This is a genomic window from Streptacidiphilus alkalitolerans (assembly GCF_042511045.1).
Lineage (GTDB): Bacteria > Actinomycetota > Actinomycetes > Streptomycetales > Streptomycetaceae > Streptacidiphilus > Streptacidiphilus alkalitolerans.
The window spans coordinates 116,455-129,419 of sequence record NZ_JBHEZX010000001.1; the positions used below are offsets into that span (position 1 = coordinate 116,455).

The window sequence follows — 12,965 nt, forward strand, 5'->3', positions numbered from 1 at the left end:
GTCGATCCTGCCCTGTCAGGCCCGGTGTGCCAAGGCGACGACAGCACCGATCACGATCACGGCCGGGGGCCGGATCTGCTCGGCCTCGACCACGGCGGCGACGGTGCCGAGGGTGGCGTCCACCCGGCGCTGGGCGGCGGTGGTGCCCTCCTGGACCACGGCGACCGGGGTCTCCGGGCTGCGGCCCCCGGCGACCAGGGCGGCGGAGATGGCGCCGATCCGCTCCACCGCCATCAGCAGCACCAGGGTGCCGCGCATCCTGGCGGCGGCGTCCCAGTCGACCAGGGAGCGCGGGTCCTCGGGCGCGACATGGCCGGAGATCACGCTGAACTCATGGGTGACCCCGCGATGGGTCACCGGGATCCCGGCGGCGGCGGGCACGCTGATCGAGCTGGAGATGCCGGGCACGACGGTGACCGGGACACCCGCCTCGGTGCAGGCGATCAGCTCCTCCATGCCGCGGCCGAAGACGTAGGGGTCGCCGCCCTTGAGCCGCACCACGAACTTCCCGGCCCTGGCGTGCTGGATCAGGGCGTCGTTGATCGCCTCCTGGGCCATGAACCGGCCGTAGGGGATCTTGGACGCGTCGATGACCTCGACATGCGGCGGCAGCTGCTCCAGCAGTTCGCGCGGGGCGAGCCGGTCGGCGATGACCACGTCGGCCTCGGCGAGCAGGCGTCGGCCGCGGACGGTGATCAGGTCCGGGTCGCCGGGACCGCCACCGACCAGGGCCACCCCGGGGGTCCGGCCGCGGTGGTGGGCGGCGGCGAGGCTGCCGTCCCGCAGGCCGTTGACCACGGCGTCGCGCAGAGCAGCGGAACGGCGGGGGTCGCCGGACAGGACGGCGACGGTGGTGCCGTCCTGACGCCCGGTGGCGGGGGTCCAGGCGGTGGCCGCCGAGGCGTCGTCGCTGCGGGAGCAGAAGACGCGGTTCGCCTCGGCCTCGGCGGAGGCGGCGGCGTTCGCAGCCGGGTCGTCGGTGGCCGCCAGGGCGTACCAGGCCCCGGCGAGGTCGCCTGCGGCGTAGCGGCGGCGGTGCCAGGTCAGCTCACCGGCGTCGGCCATGGCCTGGACGGCGGGGGTGGTCTCCGGGGCTATCAGGTGCAGGTCCGCGCCGGTGGCGATGAGCGCGGGGAGGCGGCGTTGGGCGACGGTGCCGCCGCCGAGGACGACGACACGACGGTCTTGCAGGAGCAGCCCGACGGGGTACGGCGGTGTGGTGGCGTCGGGCATCCGGGTGACTCCTGTGGTGCGTCGATGTGCGGGTGGTTTGTGGTTGCCGTTCGCGCAGTTCCCCGCGCCCCTAGGGGGTGCAACTTGCCGTCAGTTGCAACCCCTCAGGGGCGCGGGGCTGTGCTTGATTAAAAGCGCGCGCGAACAGCAACCACGACGGTGCCGAGCGTCAGTGCTTCTCGGTCACCCCGGCTGAGTCGAACGTAGCAACGTCATGCATAGCCCGCGCAGCGGACTGAACCAGCGGAAGGGCCAACAACGCACCCGTCCCCTCCCCCAGCCGCAAATCCAGGTCGATCAGCGGGCGCAGCCCCAGCTTCGCGAGTGCGGCCTTGTGGCCGGGCTCGGCCGAGCGATGGCCGGCCACGCACGCGGCCAGCACCTCCGGCGCGATGGCCTTGGCCACCAGCGCCGCCGCCCCCGCCGCCACGCCGTCAAGAATCACCGGGGTGCGGAGACTCGCCGCACCGAGCATGAAGCCGGCGAGAGCCGCATGCTCCAAGCCGCCGACCGCGGCGAGTACGCCGATGGGGTCGGCGGCGTCGGGGCGGTGCAGGTCGAGCGCGGTGCGGATGACGGAGATCTTGCGGGCGTGGGTCTCGTCGTCGATGCCGGTGCCGCGACCGGTCACCACCGCCGGGTCCTCGCCGGTGAAGACGCAGATCAGCGCGGCGGCGGCAGTGGTGTTGGCGATGCCCATGTCGCCGGTGACCAGCGCCTTGTTGCCGGCCGCGACCAGGTCGCGGGCGGTCTCGATGCCGACCTCGACCGCGCGTAGGGCCTCCTCGCGGGTCATCGCCGGTTCGACGGTCATGTCCGCGGTGCCGAGCCGGATCTTGCGGGGCAGCAGGCCGGTGGTGCGGCCCGAGTCGATGGCCGGGGGCAGCTCGGTGGCCACACCGACGTCCACGACGCAGACCTCGGCGCCGACCTGGGCGGCGAAGGCGTTGACGACCGCGCCGCCGGACAGGAAGTTCGCCACCATCTGGGCGGTGACCTCCTGCGGCCAGTGGGTGACGCCCTGGGCGTGCACCCCGTGGTCCCCGGCGAAGACCGCCACGCAGGCGGGCTCGGGGATCGGCGGCGGGCACTTCCGGGAGAGCCCGCACAGCTGCGCGGAGATTATCTCCAGCATGCCGAGCGATCCGGCCGGTTTGGTCATCCGCTTCTGCCGGTCCCAGGCCTCGCCGAGCGCCTTGGCGTCCAGCGGCCTGATCCCGCGCAGGGTCTCCTGCAGGACGCTGTGCGGCTCCTCGCCGGGCAGCGCGCGCCGGCCGTAGGTCTCCTCGTGGACCACCCAGGACAACGGGCGCTTCTTCGCCCAGCCGGCCTGCGCCAGTTCGGGTTCGGTGGGGAACTCGTTGACGTAGCCGACGCAGAGGTAGGCGACGACGTCCAGGTGCTCGGGCAGGCCGAGCTCGCGGATCATCTCCTGCTCGTCGAAGAAGCTGACCCAGCCGACGCCGAGGCCCTCGGCGCGGGCAGCGAGCCAGAGGTTCTCCACCGCGAGGGCGGCCGAGTAGGGGGCCATCTGCGGCTGGGTGTGCCGGCCCAGGGTGTGCCGGCCGCCGCGGGTGCGGTCGGCGGTGACCACGATGTTGACCGGGGTCTCGACGATGGCCTCGATCTTCAGTTCCTTGAACTGCTTGGCCCGGCCCTTGGGAAGTGACGCCGCGTAGGCCTCGCGCTGACGCTCCGCCAGTTCGTGCATCCGGGCCCGGGTCTTCGCGGAGCGGATCACCACGAAGTCCCAGGGCTGGGAGTAGCCGACGCTGGGGGCGGTGTGGGCCGCCTCCAGCACCCGGATCAGTACCTCGTGCGGGATCGGGTCGGGGCGGAAGCCGTTGCGGATGTCGCGGCGCTCGCGCATCACCCGGTGGACGGCCTCCCGCATCTCGTCGTCGTAGGCGGGGGCGGGATCGGTCCGGGGCCCAGGGATCTCCACGGCCTCCGGGGAGTCGGCGACGGCGGGGAAGGACTCGGCGGGTGGTTCGGCGACGGGCTGCACGGAGGGCTCCCTGACGGGCTGGGGTACCGGAACTGCGAGGGGCTCGGATTCCGGCAGGGGTTCCGGCAGGACCTGGGCTTCGGCCGCTGTTCCGCTGCCGTCCACGACCAGCACGCGACGCTCGGGAGCGTCCGGCTCGGGCTGCGGCTGCGGCTGAGGTGCCGGCTGCAGTTCCGCCTCGGGCTCTGCCTCGGGCTGCGCCGCGGCTTCCGGCTCTGCCTCAGGGGCCGGGGAGTGCGGCTCGGCGGGGACGGTCAGCTGACCGGTTCCCAGCGAGGTCTGCTCGGGCTCGAAGCTCTGCGCCTCGCCGACCTGCGGCTCCTCCTCCGGCTGTTCCAGGACCGGCTGTTCCAGGACCGGGGCCTCCGGGGCAGCGGGCTGCTGGACCGGGGCCGCGGCAGCAGCCGCGGGTGCGTCAGGAACCGTTTCCGCAACGGGGAGCACGGCGGCCGGCACCGGAGCCTCGACCTCGGCCACCGGGGCTACGAGGGCTACCGGCTCCTCGGGAAGAGTGAAGCGCTGCGGCATCGGAGGCGCCATGAAGGCCGAGATCCGGCTCGATCCGGCATCGTGCGGCGCGCTCTGCGCGGGAATGGCGGCCTCGGCCTGCGGCGCAGCCTCCACCACGGGCTCAGCCACGGGCTCGACCACGGGGACGGGCGCGGGCTCCGGCGCAGGCTCGGCCACGACGGGCTCAGGCGCGGGAGCAGCAGCGACGGGCTCGGGCTCGGGGGCCACGGCCGGGGTCGCCAGCGGTGCGGCGGCAGCCGCGTTCGCGCCGAGGGTGCTCTCGGGCGAGGGCATCTGCAGCGGGACGGTCGGTGACATCGGCGCCTCTGCGGCAGCAGGCTGCGGAGCCTGCGGAGGCGCTGGTTCTGCCTCGGTGATCTGCGCGGGCTCGACCGCGGTACGCAGCGCCGATCCGGCGCCGGAGGGCTGGTCCAGGTATTCGGGGCCGGGATGCTGGGCGGTGCCCGCCGAGGGCACGCCGTAGGGCGGGGTCGGCGGGGCCGGGACGGTGAACGGGGAGTCGCCGTGCGCCGAGGGGCCGCGGTCGGCCAGCGAGCGGACCGGGACCTGGCCGGTCATCAGCGAGGGGTCGGGAATGGGCGGGCCCGCGTGCAGCGGACGGCGCGGGGCGGCCACGGCCGGCTGCGGCGGGGCCTGCTCGGCCACCGGCGCGACCGGGTTCCGTACCACCGGCTCCGGAGCGGGCTCGGGCTCAGGGGTCGGGGCCGCCGGGGCCGGGGCGGGCGCGGGGGCCGGGGCCTCGGCGACCGGGACCGGCGCGGGGGCCGGCGGGGTGAGGGTGGGCCAGGACGGCGGGATCGGCTCCCCGGCCGGCGGAGGCGGCGCAGGCGCATAGGCCTCGGCCGGCGTCTCACGCTGCGCGGGCTCGCTCCACGATCCGGCCGGACCAGGCATCAGCAGTTCGTCCTCGTCCTCCTCGTCGAGCCCGTCGGGCTGGTCGAGGAAGGTGTAAGCGGGACGGACCGGAGCCTGCGCCTGGTCGTAGCCCTGGGCCGGGAATCCCTGGGATTCGTACCCCTGTGCGTCATAACCCTGTGGTTCATAACCCTGAGCGTCGTAACCCTGTGCGTAGACCTGGTTCTGCCCCTGGGACGAGTCGGTGCCGAAGGGATCCCGGGCCGGCTGCTCGCCACCCGGGGGCGTCGCCCCGAGCGGACTCGGCTCCGCACCGGTTGTCGCGAGCGTCGGCTCGGTCAGCCCCCCCGTGGGGACGTGGCCGGTATCGCTCATGTCACTGGCTCCTTCCAGGGCCGCGTGGCGTCCTTGGCGGCGCGATCAAGGACCGCAGCACCTATCGTTCCGGTCCTCGCCTCGCTGTGACGGACCGGCAGGCACCGGTCTGCTCCCAACAACAACGACTGAACCGGGGCAACCGGCACGATCGCCCCGGACGTACCGGCATTCTCCCGGTCCGTCCGGCCCGGATGCGAACCAGTCCGCACACTCCAGGTGTGGCCTGCGCCACGTTCGAAGAACACGCCACCGGCTCGCGAGAACCAGGCGTCAGCCTACCGGCCGCCCACGACAGCCTGGGCGGCAGTCTCGAACAGCGGGCAGCGGCAAGGCGGTGACGGAGTTCCGGCCGACCTGCGGGATCAGCGGTTTCCCCACAGCACGAACACCGGTGCGGAGGGCCGCAGCGCCTGCTCGACCAGTGGGGAGGCATGCAGCAGCGTGCCGTCCATGGTGTAGCCGACCTCGGCGAAGACCCGGCGGGCCTCCTCGGCCTGCTGCAGGGTGCCGGGGAGCACCACCACGCGCTCCGGGCGGCGGCCGAGGCAGTCGCGCAGGATCTCCGCGCCGCCGCGGACCAGGACCACGTCCGGCTCCGGGAGGTCGGCCAGCGCGGCCGGGGCCGTGCCGTGCACGGTCTGCAGTTCGACGCCGTGGCGCCGGGCGTCGGCGTCGAGCCGAGTGCAGGCGTCCTCGTCCCGGTCCACGGCGATGACGGCGGCGCCGGCCCTGGCCGCGTCCAGGGCGATGGCGCCGGTGCCCGCGCCGATGTCCCAGAGCAGGTCGCCGGGGCGCGGGCCGATCCGGGCCAGGACCAGCGCCCTTACCGCGGCGGGCAGTTCGCCGTAGCCGCGGGCGCTGCCGGGCTCGGCCTCGAAGGCCCAGCCGCGGTCGGGGCCGGGGAAGTCCAGCGGGCGTCCGGCCAGCCAGCCGGAGGCCGGGACCGGCTCGCGCGGGCTGCCGCCGACCACCAGCACCACATTGGGGTCGCGCCAGAGGTGGTCCGGGACCCGGTCCGAGGTGAGCACGGTGACGTCCTCGTCCGGGGTGCCGAGCGCCTCGCAGACCACGAAGGTCCGGTGCACATCACGCATCATCAGGGCGAGTTCGGACGGACCCGCGCCGGGTGCGGTGAGCACGGCGACCTTGGGGTGGGCCCGGCAGACGTTGACGGCCCGTCGGAGGCCGCGTCCATGGGTGCTGACGACCAGGGCGTCGTCCCAGGGCATCCCGGCCCGGGCGAAGGCCGCCGCGACCGAGGAGACCGCCGGCAGGACCTCGAGCTCCAGGCCGTGCTCGGGCTTGCGCAGGGCCCGCACCACGCCGAAGAAGCCGGGGTCGCCCTCGGCGACGACCACGGCCGCCCCGCGGTGGTCGGCCACCCTGCGGGCGACGAGTTCGACGCTGCCCAGCGCCATCCGGTCGGCCCCGGCGGGGATTTTCAGGTTCTGCAACTGGTAGGTGCCGCCCGCGACAAGTGTCGCCGCGTCCAGCGCGGACTGTGCTGTCTGCGAGAGCGGCGAACCGTCCCAGCCGATCACCGTGACCCGGTCAGCCATCGAGGCTGCTCCCCCACTTTCCCTGAATCGTGCGTCCGGATGCTTTCCGGATGATTGGAGTGACTACGCCGGGCGAGCGTATCGGGTCCGGTCACCAGTTCGGAGCGAGGCCGTCCAGGTCTTCCGGCAGCAGGCTCCACAGGATCAGGTCGCTGCGCTGCTGTCCCGCCGCTTCGGTGCCGCGGACGATCCAGGCGCTGCGCAGCACGCCCTCGCTGATGCAGCCGATCTTCTGGGCCACCTGCTGGGCCGCGGTGTTGCCGGCGGCGGTGCGCAGTTCCAGGCGTTCGAACTTCTGGTCCTCGAAGAGCCAGTGGGCCACCCCGAGCAGCGCCTCGGCGGCGTAGCCCTCGCCGCGCGCCCAGGGGCCGGTGACCACGGTGGCCTCGGTGCAGCGCAGCCGCCAGTCGGTGCGGCGCAGCCGGACCCAGCCGACCAGGCGCTGGGTCAGGAACTCATGGACGGCCAGCACGATGCCGCGGCCCTGGGCCCGCTCGGCCGGGGCGCCGAGGGCGATCCAGCTGCGGGCGTCCTCGGCCGTGTAGGACAGCGGCACGGTGGTCCAGGTGCGGACCAGTTCGTCGCCCATCAGGTCGGTCAGCGCGGGCACGTCCTCCGGTTCGAACGCCCGTAGCACCAGTCGATCCGTACTGATCGAGATGTCGGGGAAGGTGGACGTCATCACCGGGCTCCTGCCTGTCGCCGCTCCTCGGCGGGGCTGATGGAACGATCATGCTGCAGGAAGGGGGCCGCCGTCACCCCTCGGGTTGTTCCTGGGCCGGGATCAAACCCGGGCGGAGCGGCGGAAATCACCCGGACAGGCGTATCGCCCCGGTTCCGCCGTCCGTCGACGGCCGGGCCGGGGCGATAGCTGCGTGCAGCGGTCGGGCAGCGGGTCACGCGCTGGCGGCGAGGTGCTCCACCTGCTTCTCCATGCCGATGAAGCTGAGGCTGCCGCTGACCTCCTCGACCTCCGTCTGCCGGTAGCCGAGACGCTGGTAGAGGCGGAGGTTGCCGAGGCTGCGGTGCCCGGTGAACAGGCGGTACGCCTGGACCGGGGAGTCGCCGGAGGCCAGCGCCTGCTCCATGCCGCGCACCAGTCGGGTGCCCAGGCCGTGCCGCTGCATCCGGGGGTGCACGCAGAGCCGGCCTATCCGGCCCACCCCGTCGCTGTCGACCCAGCCGCGGACGCTGCCGACGACCTCGTCACCCAGCCGGGCCACCAGGACGTGCCGCTCCTTGAGCTCGGTCCGCAGGCTGTCCAGGGTCTGGGTGAGGGGCTCGATGGCCCAGTCCCCGTACAGCTCTGCCTCGCTCTGGTAGCAAAGGTACTGGAGCTTGAGAATCCGTTCTGCTTCGTCCTCGGTGGCGATCGAGGTGGTCACGCTCATGCCCATGCGCGCATTCCTCCCTTTCTTGTGTACCCCGGCCGCGAGGATGAGGGGATGCGACCGGGTTGCCCTGACCGGAGGTGGGTCGGCTCCGACCGAGAAGTGCCGGAGCCGGGCGTACGTTTAAAGCCCACTACCCATTCGTTCACCCCTCTCAACCATCGAGTTCAACCGGCGTGTCCAGGGCGGAGCAGTCGCCGCAGACAGCCGAGGCAGCGGGAGCGGGTGGGGCCGATGCTTCCGCGGGGCATCGCCAGTTCCTCGGCCAGCTCGCGGTAGCTGAAGGCGGGCGACTCCAGCAGCGCCGCCACCAGGGCCGGACAGCGGGACGGCAGCCGGGCCACGGTGGCACGCAGTTCCCGCGCCCGCTCGGCGGCGAGGGCGAGCGACTCCGGATCGGCCGACCGCCCGTCCTCGCCGACGCCGCCGGAGACCCGGTCGGCGCAGATCCGCAGGCCCTCCGCGTACTCCTGCTCCTCCGTCGCGGCCCGGTGGAACTCCTGCAGGGTCAGCGCCCGGAGCCGGGCCTCGGGCCGGGAGGCCCGCGGCTCCGACGCGGCGCGCAGCCAGACCCGCTGCTCCAGGTCCTCCGGGTCGAGGGCGCGGCTGGCGGCCAGGGCGCGGAGCAGGCCGAGGAAGGCGGGACGCAGCGAGGGGTCGGCGGCGGTAGGTCTCAAGGGCACTCCAGCGCAAGCGGGCTGACGGGCGGTGACGGGGGCTGAGCAGTTGCCCGTCAGGACGCCGCCGCGCCCGGCCCCGGATCCGGATGCTCCGCCGCACCACCCGCACGGGTGACACCGGGCGCCATCCCGAGCACACCCCGCCGTAACCGAGCGATCAACGGAATGTAACCGACGCCACGTCAGTCGGCGTTCCTCCGGGTAACACCGGACCGCTAACGTCAGGGAGTACCGCCCCCCGATGGCCGCCGACGGAGGAATCCAGCGTGTTCTACGTGCTGCTCAAACATGTGCTCATCGGCCCGCTGGTGCGGCTGCTCTACCGGCCGCGGGTGACCGGCCTGGAGCATGTGCCGGCGCAGGGGGCGGCCATCATCGCGCCGAACCACCTGTCGTTCTGTGACTCGATCTTCGTACCGCTGCTCGCCCCGCAGCAGGTGCACTATGTGGCCAAGGCCGAGTACTTCACCGGCACCGGGCTGAAGGGCCGGCTGATGGCCTGGTTCTTCACCGGCGCCGGGGCGGTTCCGGTCGACCGGAGCGGCGGACGGGCCTCGGTCGCGGCGATCGACACCGGGCTGCGGACGCTGCGCGAGGGCAAGCTGTTCGGCATCTACCCGGAGGGCACCCGCTCCCCCGACGGCCGGCTGCACCGGGGCCGTACCGGGGTGGCCCGGCTGGCGCTGGCCAGTGGGGTCCCGGTGGTGCCGGTGGGTGTGATCGGCACGGACCTGGTCCAGCCCAGCGGGCGGCTGCTGTGGAAGCTCGGCCCGCGGCCCGAGGTGCGCTTCGGCCCCGCCCTGGACTTCTCCCGCTACGCGGGCATGGAGGAGGACCGCTTTGTGCTCCGCGCGGTGACGGACGAGATCATGGCGGCGATCCTGGCCCTCTCCGGGCAGGAGTACGTCGATATGTACGCGACCAAGGCCAAGGCCCTGGCCAGCCGGGCCGCTGCCGCGGCGGCAGCCGACGATCTCCCCAGGGCGGCCTGAGTCGGGTGGTGGCTGCCCCGGGGGGCAGCCACCCTGACGGTGGGTCAGCGCGCGGCCTCGGCCCACTCCTGTTGGACCGCCAGATCCGCCTTGACCTCGGCGAGTTGCACGGCCACCGCGGAGGGCGCGGTGCCGCCGCGGCCGTCGCGGGAGGCGATCGCGCCGTGGACGGTGAGCACCTCGCGCACCTCGGGCGTCAGCGTCGGTGAGATCTGGGCGAACTGCTCGTCCGTCAGATCCGACAGCTCCAGCCCGCGCGGCTCGCAGAACTTGACGCAGGCGCCGGCCACCTCGTGCGCCACCCGGAACGGGGTGCCCTGCTTGACCAGCCATTCGGCGATGTCGGTGGCCAGCGAGAACCCGGCCGGGGCCAGTTCCTCCAGGCGCTCCTCGTGCACGGTGAGCGTGGCCATCATCCCGGTGAAGGCCGGGAGCAGCACCTCCAGGGTGTCGCAGGAGTCGAAGACCGGCTCCTTGTCCTCCTGCAGATCCCGGTTGTAGGCCAGCGGCAGCGCCTTGAGGGTGGCCAGCAGCCCGGTCAGATTGCCGATCAGGCGGCCGGACTTGCCGCGGGCCAGCTCGGCGATGTCCGGGTTCTTCTTCTGCGGCATGATCGAGGAGCCGGTGGAGAAGGCGTCGTGCAGGGTGATGAAGCCGAACTCCCGGGTGTTCCAGATGATCACCTCCTCCGCGATGCGGGAGAGGTTGATGCCGATCATCGCCGTGATGAAGGCGAACTCCGCCACGTAGTCGCGGGAGGCGGTGCCGTCGATCGAGTTGGCGGCGGAGCCGCCCTCGAAGCCCAGTTGGGCGGCCACGAACTCCGGGTCCAGGCCCAGCGAGGAGCCGGCCAGGGCGCCGGAGCCGTAGGCGGACACGGCGGTCCTGGTGTCCCACTGGCGCAGCCGCTCGGCGTCCCGGCTCAGCGCCTGGACGTGGGCGAGGACGTGGTGCGCGAACAGCACCGGCTGCGCGTGCTGCAGGTGGGTCCGGCCCGGCATGGCCGTGTTCGGGTGGGCCTCGGCCAGGCCGACCAGGGCCTCCTGGAGGTCGAGCAGCAGGCCGCCGATGGTGCGGGCGTGGTCCCTGAGGTACAGCCGACCGAGGGTGGCGATCTGGTCGTTGCGCGACCGCCCGGCCCGCAGCTTTCCGCCGAGGTCCGCGCCGAGGCGCTCCAGCAGGCCGCGTTCCAGGGCGGTGTGCACGTCCTCGTCGGCGACGGTGCCGGTGAAGGCGCCCGACTCGACATCGGCGAGCAGCAGGTCCAGGCCCGCCAGCATCCGGGCCAGCTCGTCCTCGGTGAGGTGGCCGGCCTTGTGCAGGACCCTGGCGTGGGCCCTGGACCCGGCGATGTCGTAGGGGGCCAGCCGCCAGTCGAAGTGGACCGAGGCGGACAGCCTGGCCAGCGCCTCCGACGGGCCGTCGGCGAAGCGCGCTCCCCAGAGGCGGAGGTTCTCGGTGCTCATGTCCGCTCAGCCCTGGAGGTCGCGCTTGGCGGCGATCTTCGAGGACATCCCGAAGATCTCGATGAAGCCCTTGGACAGCGACTGGTCGAAGGTGTCGCCGGTGTCGTAGGTGGCGAGGTTGAAGTCGTACAGCGACTTCTGCGAGGCCCGGCCGTTCACGACCGCCCTGCCGCCGTGCAGCACCATCCGGATGTCGCCGCTGACACTCTGGTTGGCCTCGTTGACGAAGCCGTCCAGCGCGCGCTTCAGCGGCGAGAACCACAGGCCGTCGTAGACCAGCTCGGCCCAGCGCTGCTCCACCTGCCGCTTGTAGCGGGCGAGTTCGCGCTCGACGGTGACGTTCTCCAGCGCCTGGTGCGCGGTGATCAGCGCGATCGCGCCGGGGGCCTCGTAGATCTCCCGGGACTTGATGCCGACCAGCCGGTCCTCGACCATGTCCAGCCGGCCGATGCCCTGGGCGCCGGCCCGCTTGTTCAGCTCCTCGATGGCCTGCAGCACGGTCACCTTGCGGCCGTCGATGGCCACCGGGACGCCGGCCTCGAAGGAGATGACCACCTCGTCGGCCTCGCGGGGATCGGCCGGGTTCTGGGTGTACTCGTAGACGTCCTCGATCGGGGCGTTCCAGATGTCCTCGAGGAAGCCGGTCTCGACGGCGCGGCCGAAGACGTTCTGGTCGATCGAGTACGGGTTCTTCTTGGTGGTGACGATGGGGAGGTTCTTGGCCTCGGCGAAGGCGATCGCCTTGTCGCGGGTCATCGCGTAGTCGCGGACCGGGGCGATGCACTTGAGGCCGGGGGCCAGCGAGTTGATCCCGACCTCGAACCGGACCTGGTCGTTGCCCTTGCCGGTGCAGCCGTGGGCGACCGTGCTCGCGCCGTGCTTCTGCGCCGCGGCGACCAGGTGCTTGACGATGACCGGCCGGGACAGCGCCGACACCAGCGGGTACTGGCCCTGGTAGAGCGCGTTGGCCTTGATGGCGGGGAGGCAGTACTCGTCCGCGAACTCCTGGCGGGCGTCGGCGACCTCGGCCTCGACCGCGCCGCAGTCCAGCGCGCGCTGCCGGATCGCGTCCAGGTCCTCGCCGCCCTGGCCGACGTCCACCGCCACGGCGATGACCTCGGCGCCGGTCTCCTCGGCGATCCAACCGATACACACCGACGTGTCCAGACCGCCCGAGTAGGCAAGTACGACGCGCTCAGCCATGTCTTTCTCCCTCATCAACAGTGCTCACGCGGGACGCGGGCAACCATGCAGCGACAGGTATAATTATGCACTACTCCGCATGGAATGCCAACCGGCTCCGAACCGTACGGCGGAGCGGTGTGCGCCTCTGCTCAGGATTGGGCCAGGTGCAGCAGATGGTCCGTCAGGGCCTGGCCGCCGGACGGGTCGCGGGTGATCAGCAGCACGGTGTCGTCACCGGCGATGGTGCCGATTATCTCGTGGATGCCGGACTGGTCGATGGCGGAGGCCAGGAACTGGGCGGCCCCGGGCGGGGTCCGCAGCACCACCAGGTTGCCGGAGGCGGTGGCGGAGACCATCAGCTCGGAGGCGAGCCGGGCGAGCCGGCTCTCATTGGCCGACTCCCCCATCGGCGCCTGCGGGGTGCGGTCCCCGCCCTCCGCCGGGACGGCGTAGATCAGGGTGCCGTACTGGTTGCGGATCTTGACCGCGCCCAGCTCGTCCAGGTCGCGGGAGAGCGTGGCCTGGGTGACCGCGAGCCCGTCGTCCGCGAGCAGCTTCGCCAGTTGGCTCTGCGAGCGGATCGGCTGGCGAGTCAGCAGGTCCACGATCCGCCGGTGCCGTGCTGTCCGTGTCTGCGGCAGCTGGAACAGCGGACCCGTGGGCGGAGCGGGCTGGTGGTCGGCCATG

At 72.7% G+C, this 12,965-nt stretch carries 10 protein-coding genes; 1 reads left to right on the forward strand and 9 read right to left on the reverse strand.

Annotation, left to right across the window (positions count from 1 at the left end):
* Positions 1-15 precede the first annotated feature (15 nt).
* From cobA to ACEZDG_RS00600, 6 genes are all read right to left on the reverse strand, one after another.
* Complete coding sequence (gene cobA, locus ACEZDG_RS00575; RefSeq protein ID WP_380500981.1) at positions 16-1,233, reverse strand: uroporphyrinogen-III C-methyltransferase; 1,218 nt, start codon at positions 1,231-1,233, stop codon at positions 16-18.
* Between the two features lie 169 nt (positions 1,234-1,402).
* Positions 1,403-5,002, reverse strand: coding sequence for a nicotinate-nucleotide--dimethylbenzimidazole phosphoribosyltransferase (cobT, locus tag ACEZDG_RS00580; RefSeq protein ID WP_380500983.1), 3,600 nt, complete (start codon positions 5,000-5,002; stop codon positions 1,403-1,405).
* 365 nt (positions 5,003-5,367) lie between these two features.
* Entirely contained in the window at positions 5,368-6,564 is a 1,197-nt protein-coding gene (gene cbiE / locus ACEZDG_RS00585) for a precorrin-6y C5,15-methyltransferase (decarboxylating) subunit CbiE (protein ID WP_380500985.1), read from the reverse strand.
* A gap of 91 nt (positions 6,565-6,655) precedes the next feature.
* Positions 6,656-7,246 carry a GNAT family N-acetyltransferase gene (locus ACEZDG_RS00590; RefSeq protein WP_380500987.1) on the reverse strand — a complete coding sequence of 197 codons (591 nt, stop codon included), beginning with the start codon at positions 7,244-7,246 and terminating at the stop codon, positions 6,656-6,658.
* Between the two features lie 214 nt (positions 7,247-7,460).
* Positions 7,461-7,961 carry a GNAT family N-acetyltransferase gene (locus tag ACEZDG_RS00595; protein ID WP_380500989.1) on the reverse strand — a complete coding sequence of 167 codons (501 nt, stop codon included), beginning with the start codon at positions 7,959-7,961 and terminating at the stop codon, positions 7,461-7,463.
* A gap of 161 nt (positions 7,962-8,122) precedes the next feature.
* The gene (locus ACEZDG_RS00600; RefSeq protein ID WP_380500991.1) at positions 8,123-8,632 is read right to left on the reverse strand and encodes a sigma-70 family RNA polymerase sigma factor; all 510 of its coding nucleotides are present in this window, start codon (positions 8,630-8,632) and stop codon (positions 8,123-8,125) included.
* Between the two features lie 269 nt (positions 8,633-8,901).
* Here ACEZDG_RS00600 and ACEZDG_RS00605 point away from each other — a divergent pair, with 269 nt between their 5' ends.
* The gene (locus ACEZDG_RS00605; RefSeq protein ID WP_380500993.1) at positions 8,902-9,627 is read left to right on the forward strand and encodes a lysophospholipid acyltransferase family protein; all 726 of its coding nucleotides are present in this window, start codon (positions 8,902-8,904) and stop codon (positions 9,625-9,627) included.
* A 44-nt stretch (positions 9,628-9,671) separates the two neighbouring features.
* On the opposite strand, the gene argH is transcribed toward ACEZDG_RS00605, so the two are convergent.
* From argH to ACEZDG_RS00620, 3 genes are all read right to left on the reverse strand, one after another.
* Positions 9,672-11,093 carry an argininosuccinate lyase gene (gene argH / locus ACEZDG_RS00610; RefSeq protein ID WP_380500995.1) on the reverse strand — a complete coding sequence of 474 codons (1,422 nt, stop codon included), beginning with the start codon at positions 11,091-11,093 and terminating at the stop codon, positions 9,672-9,674.
* 6 nt (positions 11,094-11,099) lie between these two features.
* The gene (locus ACEZDG_RS00615) at positions 11,100-12,296 is read right to left on the reverse strand and encodes an argininosuccinate synthase (protein WP_380500997.1); all 1,197 of its coding nucleotides are present in this window, start codon (positions 12,294-12,296) and stop codon (positions 11,100-11,102) included.
* A 131-nt stretch (positions 12,297-12,427) separates the two neighbouring features.
* Positions 12,428-12,964 (reverse strand): arginine repressor, encoded by a 537-nt coding sequence (locus ACEZDG_RS00620; RefSeq protein WP_380500999.1) that lies wholly within the window; start codon positions 12,962-12,964, stop codon positions 12,428-12,430.
* Between the last annotated feature and the right edge of the window lies 1 nt (position 12,965).